At 47.1% G+C, this 25,823-nt stretch carries 21 protein-coding genes; 10 read left to right on the top strand and 11 right to left on the bottom strand.

The features are described from left to right. Nucleotides 1-113 precede the first annotated feature (113 nt). The gene (locus QUA77_RS12925; protein WP_333036846.1) at nucleotides 114-494 is read right to left on the bottom strand and encodes a hypothetical protein; all 381 of its coding nucleotides are present in this window, start codon (nucleotides 492-494) and stop codon (nucleotides 114-116) included. A gap of 33 nt (nucleotides 495-527) precedes the next feature. On the opposite strand from QUA77_RS12925, the gene QUA77_RS12920 reads away from it, so the two are divergent. Together QUA77_RS12920 and QUA77_RS12915 are read left to right on the top strand one after the other, a co-directional pair. Continuing rightward, nucleotides 528-713 (top strand): hypothetical protein, encoded by a 186-nt coding sequence (locus QUA77_RS12920; protein ID WP_333036844.1) that lies wholly within the window; start codon nucleotides 528-530, stop codon nucleotides 711-713. Nucleotides 714-980: 267 nt separating this feature from the next. Further along, the gene (locus QUA77_RS12915) at nucleotides 981-1,535 is read left to right on the top strand and encodes a M23 family metallopeptidase (protein WP_333036920.1); all 555 of its coding nucleotides are present in this window, start codon (nucleotides 981-983) and stop codon (nucleotides 1,533-1,535) included. A 155-nt stretch (nucleotides 1,536-1,690) separates the two neighbouring features. Here the strand turns inward: QUA77_RS12915 and ftsH are convergent, their stop codons facing one another. Continuing rightward, the gene (ftsH, locus tag QUA77_RS12910; protein ID WP_333450428.1) at nucleotides 1,691-3,625 is read right to left on the bottom strand and encodes an ATP-dependent zinc metalloprotease FtsH; all 1,935 of its coding nucleotides are present in this window, start codon (nucleotides 3,623-3,625) and stop codon (nucleotides 1,691-1,693) included. 326 nt (nucleotides 3,626-3,951) lie between these two features. On the opposite strand from ftsH, the gene QUA77_RS12905 reads away from it, so the two are divergent. Further along, the gene (locus QUA77_RS12905; protein ID WP_333036842.1) at nucleotides 3,952-4,497 is read left to right on the top strand and encodes an NADPH-dependent FMN reductase; all 546 of its coding nucleotides are present in this window, start codon (nucleotides 3,952-3,954) and stop codon (nucleotides 4,495-4,497) included. Between the two features lie 152 nt (nucleotides 4,498-4,649). Here QUA77_RS12905 and QUA77_RS12900 read toward each other — a convergent pair whose 3' ends face one another. Further along, complete coding sequence (locus tag QUA77_RS12900) at nucleotides 4,650-4,880, bottom strand: hypothetical protein (RefSeq protein WP_333083630.1); 231 nt, start codon at nucleotides 4,878-4,880, stop codon at nucleotides 4,650-4,652. 132 nt (nucleotides 4,881-5,012) lie between these two features. On the opposite strand from QUA77_RS12900, the gene psb32 reads away from it, so the two are divergent. After that, complete coding sequence (psb32, locus tag QUA77_RS12895) at nucleotides 5,013-5,735, top strand: photosystem II repair protein Psb32 (protein ID WP_333450426.1); 723 nt, start codon at nucleotides 5,013-5,015, stop codon at nucleotides 5,733-5,735. A 58-nt stretch (nucleotides 5,736-5,793) separates the two neighbouring features. Here psb32 and QUA77_RS12890 read toward each other — a convergent pair whose 3' ends face one another. Next, complete coding sequence (locus tag QUA77_RS12890) at nucleotides 5,794-6,177, bottom strand: DUF4346 domain-containing protein (RefSeq protein ID WP_333323420.1); 384 nt, start codon at nucleotides 6,175-6,177, stop codon at nucleotides 5,794-5,796. 61 nt (nucleotides 6,178-6,238) lie between these two features. Here QUA77_RS12890 and QUA77_RS12885 point away from each other — a divergent pair, with 61 nt between their 5' ends. Both QUA77_RS12885 and dcm read left to right on the top strand, forming a co-directional pair. Then, a complete protein-coding gene (locus QUA77_RS12885) occupies nucleotides 6,239-6,439 on the top strand; it encodes a hypothetical protein (RefSeq protein WP_333450424.1) in 201 nt (66 codons plus the stop codon). A gap of 76 nt (nucleotides 6,440-6,515) precedes the next feature. Beyond that, nucleotides 6,516-7,547 carry a DNA (cytosine-5-)-methyltransferase gene (gene dcm, locus QUA77_RS12880; protein ID WP_333450422.1) on the top strand — a complete coding sequence of 344 codons (1,032 nt, stop codon included), beginning with the start codon at nucleotides 6,516-6,518 and terminating at the stop codon, nucleotides 7,545-7,547. Nucleotides 7,548-7,944: 397 nt separating this feature from the next. Here the strand turns inward: dcm and QUA77_RS12875 are convergent, their stop codons facing one another. Then, nucleotides 7,945-9,753 carry an aspartate kinase gene (locus QUA77_RS12875; RefSeq protein ID WP_333036833.1) on the bottom strand — a complete coding sequence of 603 codons (1,809 nt, stop codon included), beginning with the start codon at nucleotides 9,751-9,753 and terminating at the stop codon, nucleotides 7,945-7,947. A gap of 293 nt (nucleotides 9,754-10,046) precedes the next feature. Beyond that, nucleotides 10,047-10,811, bottom strand: a complete 765-nt coding sequence (locus QUA77_RS12870) for a Uma2 family endonuclease (RefSeq protein WP_333450420.1) — start codon at nucleotides 10,809-10,811, stop codon at nucleotides 10,047-10,049. A gap of 111 nt (nucleotides 10,812-10,922) precedes the next feature. Here QUA77_RS12870 and QUA77_RS12865 point away from each other — a divergent pair, with 111 nt between their 5' ends. Together QUA77_RS12865 and QUA77_RS12860 are read left to right on the top strand one after the other, a co-directional pair. Continuing rightward, a complete protein-coding gene (locus QUA77_RS12865; protein WP_333450418.1) occupies nucleotides 10,923-11,582 on the top strand; it encodes an HAD family hydrolase in 660 nt (219 codons plus the stop codon). A gap of 406 nt (nucleotides 11,583-11,988) precedes the next feature. Next, nucleotides 11,989-15,330, top strand: a complete 3,342-nt coding sequence (locus QUA77_RS12860; RefSeq protein ID WP_333450417.1) for a PAS domain S-box protein — start codon at nucleotides 11,989-11,991, stop codon at nucleotides 15,328-15,330. A 504-nt stretch (nucleotides 15,331-15,834) separates the two neighbouring features. Here the strand turns inward: QUA77_RS12860 and QUA77_RS12855 are convergent. Further along, nucleotides 15,835-18,081 carry an iron uptake porin gene (locus tag QUA77_RS12855; RefSeq protein ID WP_333450414.1) on the bottom strand — a complete coding sequence of 749 codons (2,247 nt, stop codon included), beginning with the start codon at nucleotides 18,079-18,081 and terminating at the stop codon, nucleotides 15,835-15,837. Between the two features lie 171 nt (nucleotides 18,082-18,252). Between QUA77_RS12855 and QUA77_RS12850 the strand changes: the two genes are divergently transcribed. Both QUA77_RS12850 and QUA77_RS12845 read left to right on the top strand, forming a co-directional pair. After that, on the top strand, nucleotides 18,253-18,984 hold the full coding sequence (locus QUA77_RS12850; protein ID WP_333450412.1) for a sucrose-phosphate phosphatase: 732 nt from the start codon (nucleotides 18,253-18,255) through the stop codon (nucleotides 18,982-18,984). Between the two features lie 445 nt (nucleotides 18,985-19,429). Beyond that, nucleotides 19,430-19,783, top strand: a complete 354-nt coding sequence (locus QUA77_RS12845; RefSeq protein ID WP_333450410.1) for a DUF6464 family protein — start codon at nucleotides 19,430-19,432, stop codon at nucleotides 19,781-19,783. Between the two features lie 82 nt (nucleotides 19,784-19,865). On the opposite strand, the gene QUA77_RS12840 is transcribed toward QUA77_RS12845, so the two are convergent. The 4 genes from QUA77_RS12840 to QUA77_RS12825 all read right to left on the bottom strand — a co-directional run bounded on the left by QUA77_RS12840 (nucleotide 19,866) and on the right by QUA77_RS12825 (nucleotide 25,808). Further along, complete coding sequence (locus QUA77_RS12840) at nucleotides 19,866-20,216, bottom strand: late competence development ComFB family protein (protein ID WP_333036819.1); 351 nt, start codon at nucleotides 20,214-20,216, stop codon at nucleotides 19,866-19,868. A 74-nt stretch (nucleotides 20,217-20,290) separates the two neighbouring features. After that, nucleotides 20,291-20,599 (bottom strand): DUF1830 domain-containing protein, encoded by a 309-nt coding sequence (locus QUA77_RS12835; protein WP_333450408.1) that lies wholly within the window; start codon nucleotides 20,597-20,599, stop codon nucleotides 20,291-20,293. 1,065 nt (nucleotides 20,600-21,664) lie between these two features. Further along, entirely contained in the window at nucleotides 21,665-22,051 is a 387-nt protein-coding gene (locus tag QUA77_RS12830; protein WP_333036815.1) for a response regulator, read from the bottom strand. Between the two features lie 283 nt (nucleotides 22,052-22,334). Next, a complete protein-coding gene (locus tag QUA77_RS12825) occupies nucleotides 22,335-25,808 on the bottom strand; it encodes a PAS domain S-box protein (RefSeq protein ID WP_333450406.1) in 3,474 nt (1,157 codons plus the stop codon). Nucleotides 25,809-25,823 lie beyond the last annotated feature (15 nt).

Below are 25,823 nucleotides of genomic sequence, written 5' to 3'. Positions count from 1 at the left end.
TATTTATTTAAGAGTTGGAGTTTTGGATTTGAGATTACGATCAATTCTAGAGGCTGGTAAATCTCCGAATATCTTGAGCAATCCAAAATCCAAAATCCAAAATCTCAAATCGCCTAAGATTGACCGTCCCGGCGGCCGAGCTCGTACACGCCGCCACCAATACAGGCGATCGTACCCATAGATACCGCCCAACCAGTGCCCAGAGACAATTCAACGCCCCAATTGCACAATCCGCCCACAATCAAAAAGGGCAAAATGCTCAATAGGGAAGCGTAAAACGCATTTTGAGCTTCTCTGGCTTGGCGGGTTCTTTCAAACTCGGCTTCCGAGGTGTAGAGGGATCTCTCGGCAAAATTCATCCAGCGGTTGAGTTGCAGGATTACCCATTCTGTCACGGGCGACAGGCCCCAGTACAGGGCCAAAGACCACAAGGACGCACCGGCGATCGCAGTTGCATCTATGGCAAAACTAAAGGGAAAAATTTCAGTAAGCATTGCTTGATGTCTGTTATGAATTTGAAATTTTGGATGACATCCAAAATCCCCGAACTTAACTATAGTGTCAAGCAAAAGCTTGATCGAATTCAACCGCAGCACGAATTCCTCGGCCAATTTTTTTTTATCACCCCTGGGCATTTACCCGGAAGCCTTGACACGGGTTTTGGATGGAGTAAGATACACGTTGTTGATAAACTGATTCGCGATCGCGGGTAGAGCTCAAAGCCAATCTTGCAGCGAATTGGCATAATTTACATCTTGCACCCTTCTGAGAAACGGGCAAGATGCCCGTTCCACAAAGAATGATTTTTTTGTGGGGGGGGCCGGAAAGCCCGCCCCTGAAAGCTTTATTGACAAGGGTGCAAGATGTGAGCCTAAAAGACAACGCAAACTCGCACACACATTTAACTTTGAGCCGTGAAAAAAATCCTGCAAGACTCTAGAGGCCCGCTGACGGCAAAACGCTTTTTTCGTCTCAGACATATGCTGCTGCTGGCACTTTCGATCGGCATTGTGTTGATCAGCCCTTATTTGCAGCAGCAGGTAGTCAAAGCTCAGTCAGGCTTACCAAGCAGAGTAGCGACGGGTAATTTGTGGCAAGAAGCTTCTTTTCCAGTCGAAAACTTTGAAACATACACTTCCGCCTTCGGCCCCCGTGGCGGGGATTTTCATTACGGTTTGGACTTGGCCGCCCCGGAAGGCAGCTATATCCGCAATTGGTGGGGCGGGCAAATTGTGGAAGTTTGGGAAGATGGCCGGTGCGGCACTGGTATGGTGGTGCGATCGGGAAATTGGGAACACATCTACTGTCACCTCAGAGGCCGAGTGCTAACGGCTAACGGCGGGCGTTATTATACCGATCGTGAAGGTACTGTGCAAATTTGGCAAGGTCAAACAGTGCCTGCGGGTGCGAGAATTGCCAGAGTTGGGATGACCGGCCGCACGAGTGGGCCTCACTTGCACTGGGGATTGAAGTACGGCGGCCGCTGGGTAGACCCGGCTTTGGTACTCCGGGAAATGTACGCGCAACAATCTTAATTAGTCAGTTGTTAGTAGTCATTAGTCATTAGTCATTAGTCATTAGTTAGTAGCCATTTTTCTTGGTTTGTAGTAAGGACTAAAGTCCTGATTTTTTCGAGAATGAGGAATAAAGTCCTCACTACAAACTTGAATAACTAATGACTTATGACTCTTTACGTTGGTGCTAACTCTTTTTTGGTCAACTCGGTGTACCGATCGACAATTTGGCGGAATTCATCGCCGTCGATTGTTTCTTCATCCAACAGCGCTTCGACAAGTTTGTCTACCAAAGCGCGGTTTTCGCGGATAATTCGGCGAGCTTCTTCGTAGCACTCAAAGGCAATTTCCCGGACTTGGCGATCGATCTTAATTGCCATGTCTTCGGAATACTCGGATCGCGAATTCCAGTTTTGGCCCAAAAACACCTCATTGTTCGGACTTTCCAAAGCCACAGGCCCCAAATCCGACATTCCATAAAGCGTTACCATCTCCCTCGCGAGACTGCTAACTTTTTTGAGATCGCTACCGGCACCGGTGTCGATTTCAGCATCGCCATAAATTTCTGCTTCCGCCGCCCGTCCCCCCAAAGCTACTTTAATTCGGTTTAACAGCAAAGCCCGACTCCTCAAACCTTCGCTGTCGAGCATTTCGTCGTCAAGCACAAAGCTAGTAAAGCCTTCGACCCCGCCGGAACGCGGAATAATCGTTACTTTTTCAACTGGATCGGCATTTTTGAGCATGGTCGCGACTAGCGCGTGTCCGACTTCGTGGTATGCTGTCATCCACTTTTTCTTGCTGTCGAGCAGCGGGTTGAGGGTAAGCCCGATCGTGATCCGGTCGATCGCGTCGTGAACTTCTAAGTTAGTAATCGTGTCTTTGCGACGCCTCGCAGTGAGAATAGCTGCTTCGTTGAGCAAGTTTGCCAAGTCGGCGCCGGAAAAGCCGGGAGTGCGGCGGGCGATCGTGTCTAGGGCAACTTCTGGGTCGAGTTTTTTGTTGCGCGCGTGAACTTGCAAAATCCCCAAACGCCCTTTGTAACTGGGTAAATCTACCGTTACTTGGCGATCGAACCTGCCGGGTCGCAGCAGGGCGGTATCGAGCACGTCGGGGCGGTTAGTAGCTGCAATCACAATCACGCCACTGTTACCCTCAAAGCCGTCCATTTCTGTCAGCAACTGGTTGAGAGTTTGTTCGCGTTCGTCATTGCCGCCGCCGATACCAGCGCCACGCTGCCTTCCTACGGCGTCTATTTCGTCAATGAAGACGATGCAGGGGGCATTTTCTTTAGCTTTGCGGAACAAGTCGCGGACGCGGGAGGCGCCAACTCCGACAAACATTTCGACAAATTCGGAACCGGAGATGCTGAAGAAGGGGACGGCTGCTTCGCCTGCGATGGCTTTTGCCAGCATTGTTTTACCGGTTCCGGGAGGCCCGATTAACAGAACTCCTCTGGGAATTTTGGCGCCAATGGCGTTGAAGCGTTCGGGTTTTTTGAGGAAGGTTACGACTTCTTGCAGTTCTTCTTTAGCTTCTTCGATGCCTGCTACGTCGTCGAACATCACGCCGGTTTTAGCTTCCATTTGGAAACGGGCTCGGGATTTGCCGAAGTTCATGGCATTTCCTTGAGATTGGGTCGATCGGCGCAGGATTGCCATCAGCACTGCCAACACTGCAAAAATCACTAGCAAGTTTACTACTAAACTGACTGCGGCGGCGTTGTCGGCTGTTTGTTTGACTTCAAAGTCAATCTTTTTGGCGCGGATTTGCGAGTACAGTTCTCGGTTGTTGTAGTCGAACAGACTAACTGATTGTGTTTGATCGCTTTTTTGATTTTTTAGCCTAACCTTGGCAGTTTTTTGAGTTTCGTCTACTTCGACTCTACTGACTTGCCCTTTTTCTATGTTGTCGATCAGTTGGCTGTAACTCATGGTGTTTGGCGCGCTCTCGGCAAACACCGGGGTCGAGAGCAATATTCCTTGAGAAATCACCATACTGCCCAGGATACGCCAAAGATTCCGTCCTGGAATTGATTTTTTAGGATTCTGGCTCGATTTGTCTTTGTTTACAGCTAGATGCCCCAGCCATGCGTGTTTCCAAGAATTTTTCATATTGCTTTGCCCAAGGTTGAAGACTGCCAAGATTGACCGCTTGTGGTTTGCTACGTTCATTTATTTTAACAAGATGGCGGGTGTTGGATGGGTTTATCTCTGGCGGGCATCTTAAGAAACCCCTCAAAATAGTGGCTTGTGAACGCTCCGAGTCTGTTTTCCCTTACCGGGCTTATGAGCACTCACCCCTCCTACCCATAACCTTCTATTCTTCCTTCTATTTTCTACATCGGAAACTTTACTTGACAGTTGCCGATCGAACTTGCTATGTTAATCATACTCGTAATGAGTACGTTTTAGAGAAGCAGTTATTGTTTTTAAGCTTTATGGTAAAAATTGTCGGCATTGGTGGAAGTTTGCGGGCTGGCTCCTACAGCCAGTTAGCGTTGAAGGTGGCAGCAGAACGGGCGCAAGCCCTGGGCGCGGAAGTTGAAATATTCGATTTGCGATCGCTCAATCTGCCATTCTGCAATGGTGAGAATGATTATATCGATTATCCGGATGTGGAAAAGCTGCAGAATGCGGTTAAGCAAGCCGACGGCTTGATTTTGGCAACGCCGGAGTATCACGGCAGCATCAGCGGTGCTCTCAAGAATGCCCTGGATTTGATGAGTTTTGAGCATTTGGACGGGAAGGTTGCGGGTTCGATCAGCGTTTTGGGAGGGCAAGTTAACAGCAACGCACTCAACGATTTGCGCGTGATTTTGAGATGGGTACACGCTTGGGTAATTCCCGAACAAATTGCGATCGGACAAGCTTGGAAAGCTTTTAGTCCGGATGGTAAATTGTTGGATGAAAAACTGTCTGAAAGGTTCGACGAATTTGCTCGGAGTTTGGTAGAAAATACGCGGAAGTTGCGAGGAATTTCGTAATTTTATCTCATGACAAATGCAGTCCGGGATGCAACTGGCCTATTCTTCGGATGCGTCAGTTGCAATAATTGCTCGATTTGAAGAGGTTTTGTCTCTAGTAGAGTACCCGACAAGCTGTAATGTTAACTGTTAACAGCCAACAGTCAACTGAATTAAAATGGCATATCGATCATGTCTCCGAAAGGATGGGGTACGTCGATCGGCATTCTTCCGGGTTTTGACTCATATTTGTCTATCCACTTTTTGGCCAATTCCAAAGCTTCCTCCTCAGTCTTGGCATTTTGGACGGCGACGTGGCGGTTGCCGTGGCTATCCCAAACCTCGACGTAGAAGACTTTCTGGGATTGAATAATCCAACCTTTATAAGTGTCTGCTGGTTCCATAGTTAGAATCCTAAAATAATCGGGTGGGGAGTTCCACTGGCTAGCTAATTGTAAATATTGCCCTGCATAAAATGAATTTTACGGGGGTTTCTATAGTATTTTTGGAAAAAAGTCAGTTTTACGGTTAACCTCATGACTAGACTCCTGAAGCAATTATTTAACTGGAGAAAATATCTCCAACCTTTGGCAGCGACGATCGCGATCGTCCTAATCGCATCCCAGATGGCGGTATTGCCGGCATTGGCGACGGGCGTGTACGAAATACCGGTGTTGTCGGCGGGCGATCGAACTTGGGTGTTCGACAAAGGCGACGTGCTCAGCCGCAGCAGCGAAAGCAATATCAGCAGCGTACTCGACAACCTGGAAAACAAAACAGGAAAACAAGTCAGGTTTGTCACCATCCACCGCTTAGACTACGGTGAAACGGCTGCCACTTTCACCGACCAACTGTTTGAACAGTGGTTTCCCGCAAAAGAAGACCAGACTAACCAAATTTTACTCGTTCTCGACACTGTTACCAACAGCGCGGCAATTCGTACCGGGGAAGGGGTGAAATCCCTGCTAACCGATGAAATTGCCCAGAGTGTGGCAGGGGAAACCGTGCAAGTGCCGCTACGGGAAGCGAATAAATACAACGAGGCATTTTCGGCTGCAAGTACGCGCATTGCAACTGTTTTGTCGGGCGAACCCGATCCGGGTCCTCCTGAAGTTGTTGACAACATTCAAGTTGAAGGCACGTTTAAAAAAGCTGAAGAAACAGACCAAGGGAATGCCACAGTTGTTGTGGTTGTGCTGTTGGTATTGGCGACAGTGATTCCGATGGTGACTTATTTCTGGTATCAAGGTTTTTCGTGATCGGTGCTGCTAAATCCGATCTGTTGCCGTTTTGTCAAGAAATTCTGGCAGGGCTGCACTAATCTTGAACGTATTCTCGATCGCTCAACAATGCAATTTCTGCCCGCACAAATTCCCGTCCCAGATAAGCCGCGTGATCTAACATTGTCACCGGACAGGGGCGGGTTTCTTCTAGGATTTTGACGCAAAGTTCTTTGGCGGTTCGGCCGGTAAAAAGTGTGGACTGAGTGCGTTCTACTTTGCCACGGGCGGGGATGGGTTTACCAGTTTCGGGATCGACGGCGAGGCCGCGATCGTCGATGATGTTGGTGAAATGTTTGGCGCAAATTAAGCTGGTTTCGCGATCGAGATAGATGATGAAGTAGCCGCCCGGATCGAGGTCGAGGTGGCGTTTGGATAGGTTGTCATCGATTGCGGTGAGGTTTTCCAAGGTTTGACTCATGGTTGGTGAAAAAAAGTAAACAATAGCTATATTTTTTTTGCTATTTCTAGTTTAGTCGGCTGTGGGACAAGTTTGGCAGGTTGGTTGGTTGAATGCGGGGGGAAGTTTCGGGCGATCGACAATTCCTGCAATTTGCCGATCGCTCCTATGCTACAGTCGATCGGACTGGACAGATAAATTGATGAGTAAACTTAAGACGCGATCGCTGTTATATCACGGACTCCTTCAAGAAGTCTGGGCTCGGGGAATTCTGTTTTTTTAGCCATTGCTCACTTATCTAGGATGCAAAATCGGTTATTCTTGTATAGATGATTTGTTTGTGTTAAAGCTGAGCCAAAATGAAATTTATAGATTTGTTTTCAGGAATAGGAGGTTTCAGACAAGGGTTTGAAAAAATCGGCTTTAAATGCGTTTTGTCCTGCGAAATTAACAGCAAATGCCGACAAGTTTACACGGAAAATTTCGGTGAGATTCCTTTTGGAGATATCAGTAAAATTAATCCCGTCGAGTTAGAAGACTTTGATATTTTAGTCGCCGGGTTTCCGTGTCAACCTTTTAGCATCTGCGGCAAAAAGCTCGGTTTTGAAGATACTAGAGGCACACTGTTTTTCGAGATTTGTAAAATTATCAAAATCAAGCAGCCTAAAGTTATCGTTCTCGAAAATGTAAAACACTTAATCCATCATGACAAGGGAAATACATTAAAAGTAGTTATTGCTAGTCTTAGAGAGTTGGGGTACAGCGTGAATTACAAAATGCTGAATGCTAAAGACTTTGGAATTCCTCAACATCGTGAAAGAATATTCATTATTGCAACTAAAGGTAAAGAATTCAATTTTTCTCGACTTAAAAGTAAGTTTCCTCCGCAACTTAGGGAATTTCTAGACGAGACAGGGGATTTTGAAATATTGGATAAATCTGAGTATACTTTAATTGAGTCTCCGAAAAAGCAAGATTCGGGACTTTTGTTCGTAGGTTACAGAAATAAAGGTACTTGGAAAACTGGCGTGAGGCCAAATACAGAACATTTATCGAGGGTTCACAGACAGCCTAATCGCATTTATTCGGTAGATGGAGTGCATCCCACAATTCCTTCGCAAGAAACATCGGGCAGGTTTTTTATCTACATTCCTGAGCAAGATATTGTGAGAAAGTTGACGCTGAAGGAATGTTACCGTCTTATGGGTTTTCCTGAAGATTTTAAGAGTTATCAGAGTGCCGGGGAAAGTTACAAGCAAATTGGGAATTCGGTTTGTGTACCGGTTGTGGAGGCGATCGCACAAGAAATAGTAAGTCAAAATTTATTGTATGATGAAATGAAGGGATTGCCAAGAGAAATAAATGAATATTTACAGGTTGCTCTTTTCTAACAGCACTTACGCAAGTGTGCCACTCCCATCGACTTGTAAGGTGCGTCAGACGGGTGTAGAGAGCGACGGTCGAGGATTTTGGTTCTGACGCACCCTACTAATACAGGACTAAGATTAAATTCCTTAATTCGATCGCCAGTTTCATTTTAACACAGCCTCATGCTGTGAAATTTGCACTCAAAACTCCGAGCGTTGACTGTCGATCGATATTTGTATGAACACGGCAGTACGGTGCCCAAATCCTAATATATTGGGAGGGATAAAGCACTGGTGTCCGCGATATTTGCAAGGACACGGCAGTGCCGTATCCCTACCGAAAACTCTAATTAATGAAATTTTTAAGCTTGTAGTTGGGATTCAGAGTCTGCCGGCGCTGAAGCGCAACTACAAACCTCGATTAGGCGGGAACTTGGATTTTTTCGGTGCCGGCAAGTTCAAAGGCTGCGTGAATTGCTTTCAAAGCAGTTACTCCTTGTCCTTCATCCACAACGCAGCTAATTTTAATCTCGGAAGTGGCAATCATTTGAATGTTGATTTGCTGGCGGGAAAGCGCTTCAAACATCTTTGCCGCTACTCCCGGATGCGCTACCATCCCGGAACCGACAACGCTAACTTTGGCTATTTGTGTATCGACTGCTACTTCGCCCCATCCAAATTCGGGCGCGGCTTTTTCGAGGGCTTTTTTAGCAGCTTCGGCGTCAATTTGTGCTACGGTAAATGCAATGTCGCGAGTTAATATGCCGTCAATATTGTGACAGCGCTGCGATTGAATGATTGTATCTACGCTGATATTTTCCTCGGCTAAAAGTCCGAACAGTTTTGCTGCTACTCCGGGGCGATCGGGCAATTGGCGAATTGCTAGACGCGCTTGATTGAGATCCAACGCAACGGCGCGGACTGCAGGCGGTTTGTGAGAGGATGAACGCAGCCCAATAGGGGAGTTGGCAACATCAAATGTTTTGCAGAGTTCGGCAACGGCCCGATCGCAATCTTCAGCATCGATCGCACAACTAACTTTTACCTCGGAAGTGGAAATCATTTGAATGTTAATTCCCGCATCCGCTAAAGTCTTAAACATCTGCGCGGCTACCCTCGGACGACCGATCATTCCCGCACCCGCAATGCTAACTTTAGCTATTGGCCGCTCTTCTGCTTTCACTTCCGGTTCTCCCAATTCGGGGCGAGAATTCTTGCCGAGGGCGGGGATAATTGCATCTGCAACGGCGGCGGCTTGTTGCAGAGATTTTCGCGTCACTGTGAAGGCAATATCGTTAGTATTTCCTTCATGAATTGACTGAATAATTAAGTCTACATCGAGGTTTTGCTGCGCGATCGCACCAAACAACCGCGCTGCTACGCCGGGGCGATCGGGCAAACGCAGCAGCGACACCCCCGCCTGATCTAAGTCAAATTCCACCGCATCCACCGCTTTTGCGAGCTCCAAGCCCTCCAAAGGACGGGGTTGCGGGGGTGGGGACACTACCCGCGTACCGGGGGCGTCACTCCAGCTAGAAAGCACTACCAGCGGCACGCCGTAATTCTTGGCAATTTCTACAGCGCGCGGGTGGAGGACTTTTGCGCCCAAACTCGCCAATTCCAGCATTTCGTCGCAGGTGATTTCGTCCATCAATTGCGCGTCGGCAACCAAGCGCGGATCTGTAGTCAGAATTCCGGGAACGTCAGTATAAATTTCGCACCTGTCGGCCCGCAGCGCTGCAGCCAAGGCTACTGCTGTCGTGTCGGAACCGCCGCGGCCCAAGGTGGTAATTTCCAATTCTCCGGCATCGGCGATGCCTTGGAAACCGGCAACCACAACGACTTTACCGCTTTTTAACTGGCTTTCAAGCCGATTTGGGTCAATTCGCAAAATCCGGGCGCGGGTGTGGGCCGCTTCGGTGACAATGCCGACTTGGGCGCCGGTGAGGGAAATTGCGGGCTGTCCCATTTCCTGCAATGCCATGCTCAAAAGTGCGATCGAGACTTGTTCGCCAGTGGAAAGCAACATATCCATTTCCCGCTTGTTGGGATTTGCGGAAATTTCCTTGGCGAGTTTAACTAAACCGTCGGTGGTTTTGCCCATCGCTGAAAGTACGACAACGAGAGAGTTGCCGAGCTGTGCTGTTTTTACTACTCGTCTGGCTACTTCCAGAATGCGATCGACTGTACCAACCGAGGTTCCGCCATATTTCTGAACAATTAGTGCCATAGGACTTACACAAAAAGTGATGCAATACTTAAGTTAATATACGCAAATTTTTGATAATAACCGATGAATGTTTATATCGTTTCTGAGGAGGCTGCTAGGCGATCGGGTTTTTACAGCACATGATATTCCTAGGGACACTGAATTGCCGTGTCTCTACCGGAATCGGCGACTTATGCGACTTTAGCTTTTTGATTGAAGAATTGAATAATTGCGAATAACTTATGAAGAACCCAATCCCGATAATCATCAGTCATCCCCAATCTAAAATCTAAAATCTAAAATCTAAAATCGAATTACTCACCTTCTAACTCTCGCAAACGCACTTCCAAAGCTTGAATTCGCAACTCAGCTTCTATGCGCCTTTGTCGTTCTCGTTCTGCTTCTGACTGCGCTTGTTCTGCCCGTTCCTCGGCCGCCGGCAGCAAATTCCCGGAGGCATCCCACCAGCGCAGCCAAGGCAGTTCTACACCCTGATAAACCCCTTGCCAAATGCCTAATTCCACTCCTATTTGTGCGATCGCGTAATGTCCCCGCTCATTTTGTGCAACTAATTCGAACCGATCTTCTACCAAATGATACACTTCAACTTGTGCCTTTTTGACTTCATAAATGCCGTAAAACGCAGGTCGAATTATCCGTTCGTAAATCCAGAATTTGCCCTGGCGAGGAGTCCTATCTCTTTCTTCACTGCCATCACCAGAAACAAATTCAAGTACAATCCGAGGCGGCATTAATTCCTGCCACATGACATAGGAGCGGCGAAGATTTCCGTCAAGAGTTGGCGGCACGTCGGGCACGTAAAACCAATCAGGTGCTTCGGCTCCTCTTTCGGGCGGTTCCGGGGGCCGGGCCACTCGCCAGTAAATACCGGAATCTTGACCAATGCAGTATTGTCCGTCGGGATGAATTTGGTCTAAAATGGGTCGAATTGATGTTGTTAACAGGATGCTTTGAGGATGTTGTTGGAAGTTTTTTACAAAAGTACCGTCGGAGTCTGGTAATTGAGTGTGATCAGGGAAATCTGTTGCTATAATTTCTGGTTGTTCGGTGACACTCATGTTGACCTCTTGAACGTTTAAAACTTATATTTATAATTATTGGTTTATAGATTAATAATGATATTATATCATTGGAAACCTTCGGTTGCTCTATAGAAAAATTTCAGAAATATGAGTAAGTACAAGTTAATTATTTTTGACTTCGACGGCACTTTGGCAATTACTCACAAAGCTATTGTATTTTGCTTTACCAAAACTTTTGAAAGTTTCAATGTTACCCCGCCTGCGGCTGATATTATTATAGGTACGATCGGCATCAATTTACCAAATACTTTTAAAATCCTGCATCCGGCGATCGCGGAAAGCGCAATTCCCGAATGGGTTGAAACTTACCGCTCTTATTATCGGACGGAAGGTGAAAAGCAGGTAGATTTATTTAGCGGGACAAAGCAAGTCTTGCAGTTGGCGCGTAAGTCGGGATTGAGCCTGGGAGTTTTTAGCAACAAACACGTTAGTTTTGTTAATTCGTTACTGCAAAAATTGAAAATTCACAGTTTTTTTGATTTAATTTTAGGTGACAACGGAGAAATAATTATGAAACCAAACCCGGCGGTTTTTCACTCGATTATTAAACCGCTGTTTCCGGAATTAGATAACAGTCAAATTTTAATGGTTGGCGATACGGCGATTGATTTGCTATTTGCTAAAAATGCTGGGATAGATGTTTGTTGGGCGGCTTACGGATATGGCGATCGCGCTCAGTGTCTCGCCCTTGAACCGACTTTCGCGATCGACGATATTTCAGAACTTGCTGTGTTCGTTCAACATTAATTTTTACTGGTTTTTTATTAGCATATTTTGAATCGTTTAAGTCCTAGGTTTTTTATTAAAAATATTTCAATAGAGACTCCTGGTATCTGATTTTGGTTCAATAAAAAAAATAAGTGCGCGAATTTGTAAGCTACCTAAACCCTACCAAGTAAACCATACTAAAGATAGAGTGATCCCAAGAAGAGCTATTATAAATTAACAAGTAGGATTCCTTTGAAGGTAGAAGGCACAAGGCAGAAGCAAAGAGAAAAAAACGAGGGAAGCCAGATTTTTTTTAGGTAGAATTTACCGCCCACATTCTGCATAATAGCCTTCTAACTTCTGCCTGTGGAAAACAGGCAATTCTGTTAAAGTCTAGGGTGTGCTGCCAGTCGGGATCTACAATAAACTCAATTTATAGAAACTCATGCAGATAGATATAAGCATTCCTTCTGAAACGCTATCGCCGACTCGTACTGGCGGCACACCGAATTTAATAGAAGAAGTATTTCGGCTGTACGATCGCGCCCTGGCAGCTACCAGCAACGGCATCGCGATCGCGGACGCTACCCAGCCGGACAGGCCTATAGTCTACTGCAACGGGGCTTTCGAGCGGATTACAGGCTACAATCGCAGCGAAATAATCGGGCAGAACTGCCGCTTCCTGCAAGGCCCGGATACCGATCGCGCTGCCGTCGATCAAATCCGTGTGGCCCTGAAAGAACAGCATGACTGCAAAGTAGTTCTGAAAAACTACCGCAAAGACGGCACCGCCTTCTGGAACGAACTCACCATCTCGCCGGTGCGCGACAGCAGCGGGCTCGTTACCCACTTCATCGGCGTCCAATCTGATATCACCGATCGTAAACAAGCAGAAGAAGCCCTCAAACAAGCCGAGGCAAAATACCGCAGCATCTTTGAAAACGCCACCGAAGGCATATTTCAAACCGCCCCAGACGGACGCTACCTCAGCGCCAACCAGGCACTCGCCCGAATGTACGGCTACGATTCCCCCTCAGAACTGATCGCACAATGTTCGGCAAAAAACCTTTACGCCGATCGCACCCGCCGCGCTTCCTTCATGGCAGAAATCAGCAAAAACGGCTCCCTGAAAGAGTTTGAGTCCTGCGTCCGCCGCAAAGACGGCAGCACTACCTGGATCTCGGAAAACGTGCGCGAAGTCCGCGACGAAGGAGGTGAACTCCTTTACTACGAAGGAACCGTCGCCGAAATAGCCGATCGCAAACAAGCCGAAGCAGCCCTGCGAAATCAAGAATACTGGTTGAAAACCGCGATTAACGCCGTGCCCGACGCGATCAACCTCACAGACAGCGAGGGGCGCTGGCTGATTGCCAACGACTGCGCCCTCCAACTTTTGGGCTGGGAAACCTCAGACTACCAGGGCAAAACTACTGCCGAACTCGCTGCCGCCGCCGATCCGAGAGTCAGAGAAATCCTGCTAACTTGGCAGGAAACCGACGAAACCACCTGGCAAGCAGGCACTCTTACCTCCAGCCGCCAAATTGTCTCCTTGCCCACAGGCGGCAGCAATTTGTTTGAAGTGCGGAAAGTGCCGCTGTTCAACCCCGACGGTTCGCGCAAAGGTTTGGCAGTGGCGGGACGGGACATCACGCAGGAAGTGGCAGCGGATGCAGCTTTGCGAGACAGCGAACAGCGGTTTCGGGCAATTTTTGAACGCGCTGCAATCGGCATGGTAGTCGCTACCCTCGAAGGTGTTGCGATCGCCACTAATCCGGCATTTCAAGCTATGCTAGGGCGATCGGAAGCTCAACTGCGGGGTGTCGGTCTCGACGACTGCGCGCACCCGGAAGACGCAGAAGTTTCGCGCCAGTTGCGCCAAGAGTTGGCCGCGGGCTCCCGCGAAGCTTATCAAATCGAGAAGCGCTACCTCCGCCAAGACGGCAGCATCAGGTGGGGACGCCTCAGCGCCTCTGTCATCGACAGCAGTCAGGGAACGCCACAGTTTATTTTGCAAATGGTAGAGGATATTACCGATCGCAAACAAGCCGAGTCAGCTTTGTTCCAAAATGAGGCTAAGTGGCGATCGCTAATTCTCAACAGTTCCGACATCATTACTATTCTCGACGCCAGCGGTCGCATTGTTTACGAAAGCCCTTCTGTAGAAAGAGTTTTAGGCTACGAACCCGATGAACTCGCCGGTCAAATTGCTCTCGATTTGATCCACCCTGACGACCTGCCCTCGGTGATTTCCGACGGCGAAAAACTGATGGCAAATCCAGGCGATCCGATCGCCGTAGAAGGCCGGTTCCGGCGCGCTGACGGTTCTTGGTGTTTTCTCGAAGGTGTCGGCATCAACTTGCTAGCAGACCCCGCTGTGAAAGGAATTGTGATCAACTCCCGCGACATGACGGCGCGCAGGCAAGCAGAGTACCGCCTCAGCAAAATCAACGAGTGCTTTTTGGGATTCACCACCGACGCCGCTGAGAACATCCAGCGGCTGACATCCTTAGCCGGCGAGCTTTTAGGGGGAAGCTGCGCCATCTACAGCCGTTTAGGTGGCGGACTGCTGCACGCAATCGCGACTTGGCAAGCGCCGCCGGACTACCCGCTGGTCGATCGCGCCGAGGGCCACATCTGCACCGACGTATGCAGCAAAGGAAGCGATCGGGCTGTTGCGATTCCTGACTTGCAGAGCACGATCTACGCCCAAACCGATCCCGCTGTCATCCGCTACCAACTGCGAAGCTATCTGGGACAAGCAGTGCGGCTGGGCGACAATTACGTGGGTGCGCTGTGCGTTCTCTACAGCGAGTCGATCGCGTCCACAGAAGCCGACTGCAAGCTGATTGGAATTATTGCCGGGGCGATCGGAGTTGAGGAAGAACGGGCCGCCGCCGCCGATCGCGATCGACAAAAGTCCCAAGAACTGCAAACAGCTTTGAGTGACTTGCAGCAAACTCAAATGCAGTTAGTACAAACCGAAAAAATGTCTTCCCTCGGACAGGTGCTAGCAGGAATTGCCCACGAAATTAACAACCCAGTGGGCTTTGTCGCAGGCAACCTCTGCCACGTCCGAGGCTACGTTCTAGACTTATTAGAAATCGTGCAAGTGTATCGAGAAGAGTACCCGAATCCCCCAGCCACACTTCAGCAACAAGCCGATGATATAGACTTAGAATTTCTAGCAGAAGACCTGCCCAAGTTGCTCAATTCGATGCAGACCGGGTGCGAGCGCATTGTAGAAATCATTCAAACTCTTCGCAATTTCTCGCGGGCAGACGAAGCTAAAATCAAGACTGCCGACATTCACGAAGGTTTAGAAAGTACCTTGTTAATGTTGAACACCCGACTGAAAGCCAAAGCCAACTGGCAGGGCATTAAAGTGATCAAAGAATACGGAGAACTGCCGCAAATAAACTGTCATCCCGGACTGTTAAATCAGGTATTTATGAATGTATTGGCAAATGCGATCGACGCCTTAGAAGAAAGCAGCAACCAAGCCAAAGACACCGGAAATTCTATCTTTCCTACTATTACCATTAAAACTGAAACGATTGATGACAAGAGCATTTTAATTCGGATCAAAGACAACGGTCTGGGCATTCAGGAAGATCAGATAGTGCGTTTGTTTGACCCGTTTTTTACCACAAAACCCGTAGGTAAAGGCACAGGTTTGGGTTTATCAATTTCGCACCAAATTGTCGTTGAAAAACACAACGGCAAATTGCAGTGCTTCTCAGAACCCGGTAAAGGTACTGAATTTATCATCGAAATTCCAATTCGTTGACATCAGGACGAAGCTAATCAGGACATCATGTCAATTCCGGTTGCACCGTCCGTGATTGTTGACTGTTGGCTGTTAACTGTCAGTCGAAAAACTGAATGATGGTTGAGTGTTGAGTGTTAACTCGATTTTACGCCCGACGATGAAGCGCGGATTTGATATCATGTCCATTAATTATGTTCGCATTCGGCTTAAAAACCCCCTTGATTTCTTAGTCCCTCTCAGCTAGGAACGAAAGTTTTTGTAATAGCGATGTCAATCGCCGAGTCTGATCAAGGGGTTTTTAACGCGGATTTGGTATCAGTGGTTTGACACCCTACTAAGAGCGCGGTAATGTGCTCCAGGCGCACCCTAGATAATGTGGTAAGGTGCTCCAGGCGCGCCCTAAATATAGCAGTTTTAAACTGAGTCAGGTACTATGCAGTCAGCACCCCATTACCCATTACCCATGTGTACCTCACTCAACTGAAAAATACTATAATTAGGTTCAAGTAAGTCCTAATGTAGTTAAAAACTAAACTGCGTCCGCAAATTGCCCACAAAAATTGTCGGGTTGTTATCGAAATTATTGGCATTGCCGATCGCGTAAAATGCCGGCACAATCGAAATATGGTCGGTGAGAGGCAAATAATAAGTTGCCTCAATTTCGTACTGCGTGCCGCCATTCCCTCCGCCCGAAACCAGAAACCTCCGGCCGCCAGTAAAGTCAAAAGGTACTAAATACGACACCGTAAGCAAAGCTCCTTCTTTGAACAAATCGGGAAATGCAAGTCCTAACTGATAAGATTGATTTTTGATCGTGCCGTCGGGTCGGTCAGTCTTGGGAAATATATTGGTTTCCGCGTAGCCGTAGCGGCCGAAAAGACCAAAGCGGCGACTGACTAACCAATCGAAATTGAAACTATAAGTATTCGCCGTCGAATTGCCCAGGCGGCCGCCGAAACCGTCATCTGCCACACCGTTCAACGGCTTGCTATTAGGAGATCCAATTAAGCCGCCGATTTGCTGGATGTTGGAACGGCTGTACAAAAAGCGCAAATTAGTCCGATCGCTCGGACTAAATGTTAATTCTGCTGTAGTCGTATTTGTCCCACCAAACAAGCCTTGAGACGGATTGGAAGCGGAATTAAACACTGAAGTGGGCAAAAATTCCGTACTCTCGCCCAAGTAGCCAAAACGCAATTTCAATGCGCGGCCGATATCCCACAAAACCAAAGCACCGGCACCGCGTCTGGTAGCGCTTAACAGAGGGCTGTTGTTAGAATTAAAGCTGCTCGCACCGTCTACGAAAAAGTTAAACCTATTGTTGTCAAAGTAGCGGTAAAAATTAATCCGCGGCCCGACTACTACTTGGAAGCGGTTGCTAAGCGGGAACCGATAGGAAAGTTCTCGCAGAGTAACTTCATTGGGATTTGCTCCCGCAGTTTGATCGAGAAAAGGAGTGCCAAAGGTATTGAACAGACCCGTAGAAGTATACTGATTGGCTGGGGAATTGCCGTTACCTACAGCTAGCTGTGTAATCAATTCGTCTTTCCCTGTAAAAGAAGTAGTGAGGGTCAACCAAACTAACTGGCTGAAAGTGATTTCTGGGTCGTCCACTCTCTGCACAATTGGTCTGTTGGTGACAGGATCGCGTCCGGCAACTCGATCGAGCGGAGCAGCATTTCCATTTGTTGCTTCAACTCGGACTCGCTCGCCCGCAAAAGCTCCAGTCAGGTTAAACCAAGCAAATCCGTTGAGTTTAGTAGTAGTTGAAAATTGGTTGGCTTCTAATTCGGCAGTGCGGGCTTCTAAAGCATCGACTCGACCGCGCAAAGTAGCTAATTCTGCGGCAAATTCTTCTTGCAATCTTTGCAAAGCAAGTAAATCTTCTCGCTTGACTAAATTCCCAGTAGAACCGCCAAGTTGTTTGGTAATTTGGTCTAAGCAAGCGTTTAATCCGGCGGCAAATTCATAGCGAGTCATTGCCCGATTGCCTCGGAATGTGCCGTCTGGATATCCCGCAATGCAGCCGTATCTTTCTACTAGGGATTGTAAGGCTTGAAAAGCCCAATCTGTGGGGCGCACGTCGGACAGTTGGGAAACAGAAGTGACTTGTGCTGCGTCTTCTTGTATGCTGAGGTCATCAGCGGTACCCGTCTCGCTGCTGATGTCGGCAACTTTGCTGGCTTCAGCCACTTGTTGAGACTGAGGAGAGTTTGCAATTTCTAACTCCTGGGGGGGTAATTCGCGAATTGCCCCCGTTATTTCTGGGGCTGTTGTTGCACGATCGACTGTTGCTATATCTGTTTGGGGTAAAGCGCGATTCACCCATGCTGCATCTGTTTGGGGTAAAGCACGATCGACTGTTGCTATATCTGTTTGGGGTAAAGCGCGATCGACTGTGGCTGCATCTGTTTCGGGTAAAGCGCGATCGACTGTGGCTGCATCTGTTTCGGGTAAACTGCGATCGACTGCTGCATCTGTGTCGGGTAAAGCGCTATTCACCCATGCTGCATCTGTGTCGGGTAAAGGGCGATCGACTGCTGATTTAGTCTCTGCGGTGCTCGCCGCTAACGGCGGTATCTCAATCTTAACTGCTGCCAGCGCTGGGTCTGGGGTAGCCTCCGGGACGGCACTCGCTTCTAGCGCAACTTCTGGAGTTGAGGTATCCTGAATTTGAGCTGTTGCGGAGATCGGCCCCAAAGGCACTGCCGCACCAGAAATCAAGAAAGACAGCCAAAAAGCTTTAACAGAGGTTGAATTATTCACCATACCACTCACACCACTTGTTGAAAATTAAATTTGGCCAATCTTAAACGATAAGCTTGCTTATAAATGTGTTTGGTTTAACAAATTCTTATAAATAGTTAAAAGAATTTTAGGAAGCGCTCGATTCCCGATCGCTAATCACTGAAGACTACTGACTCCTGACTAATTCCCCAAATGAAGTTTTTATTAGTTACAGATTTAGACAACACGCTAGTCGGAGATGACGAAGCAACTCAAGTTTTCAACCAGCGCTTGCAATCACAGCGATCGCAAATTTGTTTGGTTTACGCTACCGGGCGTTCTTATGCTTCAACTTGCGAATTAATTGCCCAAAAGCAACTGCTAGCACCCGACTATTTGATCGCAGGCGTAGGCAGCGAAATTTACCAAGACGGAATCCTCGATTTAGATTGGGCGGAATATCTTTCTCAAGACTGGGATAAAATGGCGATCGCCTCTTTAGCTCAGCAGTTTTCCCAGCTTAAACCCCAATCCCTAAAAGAACAAAATCCTTGGAAAATCAGTTATAGTCTGGAACCAGCAGGAGAAAATAGCTCGACTGTCCAGGCTTTGCAGCAAAAGTTAACTGAATCGCGACTGCCAGCTCAAATCATTTTTAGCAGTAATAGTAATGTAGATATTTTACCGCAAACTAGCAATAAAGGCAATGCCCTTTTTTATTTACAAAAGCGCCTACAAATTCCATCTGAGGCAACATTAGTTTGCGGTGATTCGGGCAATGATATCAGTATGTTTGAACAGGCTGTCCGGGGAGTAATCGTTGCTAATGCTCTGTCAGAACTCTTAGAATGGCATCGCGAATGTGGCACTGAAAATCATTATTTAGCAGGTTCTGCTTGCGCTTGGGGAATCATGGAAGGAATGGCATATTTTTGGAAATTTTGATTGCCAAAAAAGCGGTTTGGTTTGTAGTCAGCAGTTAAGTTCTCATACAAATCAGAGGACTGAAGTCCTTAGTACAAACCCACCTCAAGCACCCCAAGTCCTGCAAACCGTTAAAATCTGTTCAGGAATATCAACCGCGTATCGATCGAACCTGCGAGTTGCGATACCATCAGCGTGTACTGCTTTATCAAACCTAATCGAACTTAACTTTAGTTACCTCAAGCGAGTTGAAGTTTATTTCCTAGCCTGTTGGGCGGAACGTAGTGGAGGGAGTCGGCTATCCCAAGATAAGTCGCCTATTCCTCGATCGCCAAAGGTTCTATAGTTAAGTGTAGCGCCTAAACCTAAATTACACTCTCTATAAAAACTTATCTTTCTAGATGAACAAGATGTAGGTTGAGTCAACTATTTGCCCCTTTAGTTCAGTTCGCGAACGCACCGCCACATGGAACAAAATACTTTACCTGTAGAGGTGATTCTCTCTCACCCCCGCCAATATTTAGGTAGCATTCGGCTGGATTGGACGCCACAACCGGGGAACTATCTAGATTTAGAGGGACAAACCTACGCTGTCTTGGAACGCCACCACCGCTATCAACTCAAATCCGGCCGCTACCGACTGCAAAAAATTGCCCTGTACGTGCAGTCGGCCACACCGCCGACGGAAAGAACTTTTGTAAGCGGCATCTGGGTTATCGGAGATGCTAGCTGTCGCTTTAATGCTCGATCGGAAATTCTGCGCTGTGCTGTCAATCCCAATGGCCCGTGCAACTGCTGCTGCGATTACCAACAGTCTTGAACCATCGAGTCAGTACACAATTCCACCTCGCCCAACCGAGAGGGCCGAGAATCTCGGCGTCTCCCTCATTTACCAGAAACTATCACAACCAACTAGCAACTCTGGAATCGAATTTAACTTCTTCAGGCAGGGGGTAATCTATCTTCTGATAGCTGTGCAGCACGTCACGAATGCCAGTATGAATCAAATTTTCTATGTGCAGCAACTGCTCAGAAGAACAGCGAACCTGAACTGTTTGGTTTGACACAGACTCACCGGAGTCGATCGCAGTATATCTATTAGGAACTCGGCTGAGCACATAAGCAATTAAATCCTGTCGCAATCCCGAAGGCGAAAAAGCTTGTTGGTATGGGTGCTTCGGATAAGACTCCAAGATAATTTCTACTTCCTCTGTTACTACAGCTAAGGTAATATTGACAAGATTTTTCTGCATTTTCCCTGTCCCCAAACACTCGTTAACTAATATTTTTGTGCCCGTTCTCGATATCGTCTGATTTCTCATGAATTTTAACCGGCTAATACCGCCAATCGTTCTTCGGTCATCACCAGCTCAAACTCTGAACTTACCTCTTCTATAACCCGCAGCACGTAGCAGGGAATCTTGTCCGATAAAATAGCACTTGCCACCGTACCCGTGTGAATTTCTAAGACTGCTTCAGCAGCAGCTTCAAACATCAGTCGCTGTCCCGGAAACAGCACTCTTTCAAAGTACCAATGAGGAATGTTCCCAATCCGAACCACCTGAACTAGGTTGGTAACATTTGCGTAATAGCACAGAATCTGTTTGTTACCTTTATAAGATAGCTGATCAGACATTAAAAAAATCTCCACACTCTTTCAAAAACTTACTGAGACTTGGCTTTGCCTGTTAGTGGCAATTGCGAGTTTGACTCTTTATCAAACGACCGACTTATTTTTGGGGTGTTATTCGAGAGCAAATCACATCTTCAGTTATTAATTTTTGTAGCATTGAGTTATCCTGCCAACACTTAGAGGTCTGGCGCAGAAACTCCGTTTTTCCCGGTTAAAAAACCCGGTTTTTTTGGTATGCAGGGCCTAGATCCTGACTTATTGAGGTTGGTTGTACTGTAGCAGCAGTTAATTGAAAGTTCCGTCACTTTCCCGAACTCTGCTGACAACAGATTTACTCTTTGACAGCGGAATGGTGCTGAGAGTGCGATCGACCTTAAGATCAAGAGCTTGGAGTAAACTTTATCTAAAAAATATGAGGAAATTATGAAGACCATCATTTTTTTTGATAAATATACTTTTGCCGAAGCAGGGATTACAACAGTTAGGCAAAAACCTGGTTTTTTAGCCAAAAACTTAGCTCCATCTGTGCTCCTGGGTTAAAAAACCCGGTTTCTCAGGGAACTCTGCGTAAATCTTGGGTTAGCAGGCTGAAACCGGGTTTTTCACCCAAAAACTTCGCTGCATCTGTGATTACGGGTAAAAAAAAAACCGTTCTTGATGCCAGTGGGCGTAACCTCTGGAGGAGTTATTCTGCCTGTAAATACGGTGATAGCCGATCAGCTTTGGAGGTAACAAAAAACCCCGACTCCCTGAGATCATCTCTAGAACTTATAGGGAATCAGAGTTTAAATTAACCAATCACCGATCCATCTCAAAGCTAAATCAAAAAAATGAGGAAATTATGAAAATAGCCGGAAAAACTAGAACTTTCCTGAACGCATCAACCCGGTTTAATAACGTAATTGCGTGATTTTCGGAATAATCAAGAGAACCAGAAAGCGGATTTTCGATCGTCATCCGGCTTTAATGCCCTTGATTCTGCCGTCGGGGTGGGCCGACTTTGTTGGTCTAGTAGCGGTTTCAAATGCCGAGTTTGATATGCTATCTGCGATCGCCTTTTACCCCAGTTTAAAGCAACGGTTCCCAACCCAGAATGTCCGCCACTTGCTGTGCCAAACTCAAAGGATCGAAAGGCTTGGCAATCACCCCCGCTACCCCCAAATCAGCAAATTCGCTCAAATCCATCGCCTGCACCTTAGCCGTCAGGAAAATCACCGGAATCCCCCGAGTAGTCGCATTGTTTTGCAGCAAACCAAACAGAGTAAGTCCGTCCATATCCGGCATCATCACATCTAGCAGAATAGCGTCAGGGAGTTGAGTTTCAGCTAAAAGCAATCCTTGGCTGCCGTCGGGGGCGCTTAGTACAATCCAGCCGCCTAAATGTTCCAGACAGGCCTGAATCACGCTGCAGAGGTTTTTTTCATCATCGATGACCAGAATGCGCTTTGCTGACATAATTAAAACTCAAATTTTAAATTAATCATGGTAAACCGAAAAAGGACTTACGCACGCTGCCTCATCAACCGGGTTTCTGGAAAGATATAGCCAAAGGAAGAAGCAATAAAATTAAGAGTTTCAGCACTTAAAAACGTCCTAATCGTCGGGCGCGGTTGATATATTTTGCCGCTCACCTACTTAAACCCTGAACTGAAAAATCGACCTATCAGCCTCCCAAAATCATTCTACCCGCGTGGGTTCCCAGGAACTTGAGCTTTCGCGAGATATTATCAAAGCAATCTCAAACCTCCAAACTTTTTCCCCCTTCGCCTTCCAACGGTGCAGGCACTGTGAAATAGAAACTGCAGCCTTGTGAGACAACACTTTCGACCCAAATTCTGCCCCCATGCTGCTGTACTATGCTGCGACAGATAGCCAAACCCAAACCCGTACCTCCTTTTTGGCGGGAGTCAGAAGCATCGACCTGTTGAAACCGTCCAAAGATAGTTTCTAGTTTATCGGCAGGAATCCCCCGCCCTCGATCTTTGACTTCAAATAAAACCCGTGAAGCGTAGCTATCCCGTAGGGAATCGCCCAAATCTTCCACCCTGACAGTTACTGTACTCCCTGGATCGGAGAATTTAATCGCATTGCTCAACAAATTTACCAGCAGTTGAACGATTCTGTCGGGGTCAGCCCAAATTTGGGCTGTTTCGGGCAAAATCGACAAATCAATGTTATTTTCAGCAGCCAAAGAAAGTACAGCTTCTGCAGACTTCCGCATCAAAACCTGGGCATCGCACCACTGCTTGACGAGGATAACTTGGCTCGAATCGAGCCGCTCTAAGTCGAGAATATCGTTTACCAAACGCACTAACCGTTCGGTATCGCTGGAAGCGATTTCTAACATCTGTTTGGCAGTTTCCGGTTTACTTTTCAGTACCCCAGCCGCCAGCAAACCTAAAGAACCGCGAATGGAAGCAAGCGGCGTTCGCAGTTCGTGGCTGACAATCGAAATAAACTCATTTTTCATTTTTTCAATTGCCCGACTTTCTGTGATATCTGTGACTGTGCCGACGTGACCAATTAGTTGAGATCTGTCGGAAAAAATCGGAGCTGTTTTAAGCCGACAAAACCGGATGGTTCCGTCTCGCTGGATGTGGCGGAATTCGCAGGAAAATTCCCCATCTAGCGATTGCGATTGGGACCACTTAGACAGAATTAGTTTGAGGTCTTCGCGGTGAACAAAGCGCATCCAGCCGTTTCCTAAAGCGGCTGCCTGTGTGAAGTGGCCAATTGCTTGACAGCGAGGATTTGTATAAGTACATTTCCCCTCAGTATCGATTTTGAAAATGCCGACGGGGGAACTCTCGCTCAGAGAGCGAAATAAAGCTTCGCTTTCCCGGAGTTCTGCTTGAGAGCTTTCTAGTTCTCTGGTTCGCTGCAAAACTCGCATTTCTAACCGTTCGTTGAGCTGTTGGAGGGCGGCTTCAGCAAGTTTGCGATCGCTAATATCGCGGTGTACTGATACCCAGTGGGTAAACTCACCATTTTGGTCAGCTATGGGCACAATGCTCATTTCTACCCAAAATTCAGTCCCGTCTTTGCGGTAATTGATCGAGTCAACCCGCGCCGGCTGCCAGGTTTCTAAAGCTGTCCGAATTTGATCGAGACTGGCGCGGTCTGTTTTTTGTCCTTGCAAAATGCGTGGCGTTTTGCCCACAACTTCTTCTAGCGTATAGCCGGTCATCCGCGTGAAAGCTGGGTTGACATAAATAATTCGCGGGCCCGGTTCCTCAATCGGTTCAGCTTCGGTAATTAACACGGCGTCGTTAGTGGTGGTGACTGCTGATTCCAACAGGCGCAACTGTAATTCTCTAGCTTTGCGATCGGTAATTTCTGTAACTGTCCCCACCATCCGCACTGCATCGCCTGCTTCATTGTAAAAAAACTTACCTTTCCCCTCAATCCAGTGAATGCTGCCGTCGGGCCAAACCACGCGGTATTCGTGATAGTAATCTGATCGCTGGGCGATTACCTGATTTATAGCATTCTGAATACTGTTTAAATCTTCTGGGTGAACGCAAGCTACAAACATTTGATAAGTTCCGGCAAAAGTCCCCGGAGCCAACCCAAATAGCTCTTCGTGTTCCCTCGACCAAACAATGCGATTTTTCTGCAAGTCCCAGTCCCAAAATCCGATTTTGGTAGCGGACAAAGCTAAGCTGAGCTGCTGATTGGTTTTCCGCAACTCCATGCTAGTAATCGCCACTCGAAGTTCTCGGGCTATTTCGATTTCGCATAGCTGCCAAGGCAAAGATTTTAACCTCACAGTTTCTTGCCACAACTCAAAGGAATTGCGAGGAGAAATCCCTCGGCTGTCATCCGGCGGTTGAAATTCTATTTGCCCGTCGGGTTGACCAGCCCAGTTGACAGTTTGAATTGCTTCTGAACGGAACCACAAAATGTAATAATTGTGCATTTCGGACAGGGCAAGTACCAGCAAACCGCTAGCAACTTCTTTGTATTTCTCGGATGGTGGATAGAGTTTCGAGAGAGAATCTGTATGGTAAACATCATTATTTATTTGAGTTTTGAGCCAAGCAATTAAGTTTTTACTTTCTACCAAGTCCGGCGTTTGGCCGATGGTTGTTAAATCTTCATTGGCACACACAACTCCACCGGTAGCGCCCACTAATGCTAGCAATTCATCTTGGGATTTCAGTAAACCTTCGACAAAGCTGTGTGATTGAGAGATATTGGCGACAAGTTTATGGCAAATTTCTTTTAAATAAACTGCATATTCCCGGTCTTCGCTATCTTGTTTGTAGGTAATTTCTAGATTCACAAACTTGGCGAGCAGTTCGCAAGCAGTTCTTGTTTCGTAGTTGACATACTTTCGTGTTGGGTGGTGACAGGCGATCAATCCCCAGAGTTTTCGATCTTTGATTAATGTCAATGTCATGCTAGCGCCAACGTTCATATTTTTGAGATATTGAGCATGGCAAGGCGCAACTGTTCTCAACAAAGAGCAGCCCAGATCCAGGGGGCGATCGGTTAGAGGATTGCAGTGAGGAATTAGTTCGACAGGCTGACAGTTAACATCGGGAATAAACCGAATTAAATTCATGCTGAACAGGTTTCTGGCCTGGGGGGGAATATCGCCAGCCGGATAGTGCAGTCCCAATAAAGGAGCCAAACTTTCTACTTTGTCTTCGGCGACAACTTCCCCCGCACCGGTGGCATCAAATTTATAGACGATCGCCCGATCGAAACCGATCATCCTCCGCACTTCTTCCACTGCTGTCTGACACAGCACTTGCAGGTTTGGTGTTTTGTGGATTTTGTCGATCGGCTCTTGGACTAAATTATAACAATTGAAAGAATCGCTCGTTTTTGGGGAAATAACCGGCTCTAGTTCAACAATTAATGTTGAATTTGATTGATGCAGCGTTCCCTCAAAAAAAGACTTGCAGTCTTGACTTTTGAATGATAATCTGATACCGTTACGTTGTTTATCGTTTTCAAATAAAGCTTTTTCAATAGCCTCAATTTCCTCAGTCTCGACAAATTCCTCTAAAAAATTATCCAAAAGTTGTTCGGGGTAAAGGCCCATGGCCTCAAAAGTATTGTTGCTAACTTGCAAAATTTTCAACGCCGGAGATTCCAGCACCAAAAGGATGCCGTGAGGTTGAATCGAACCGGGGGCGTAAATCAGCTCGCAGTCGCTGTGATTGAGAGTGCCTGTGTCTGAGGGCAATACCATTGCTTTCATCTAATTAATACTTCT

The organism is Microcoleus sp. K5-D4, from assembly GCF_036704575.1.
GTDB lineage: Bacteria > Cyanobacteriota > Cyanobacteriia > Cyanobacteriales > Microcoleaceae > Microcoleus.
The sequence above is the reverse complement of the archived record's forward strand: the minus strand, read 5'-3'. Positions and strand labels throughout refer to the sequence as shown.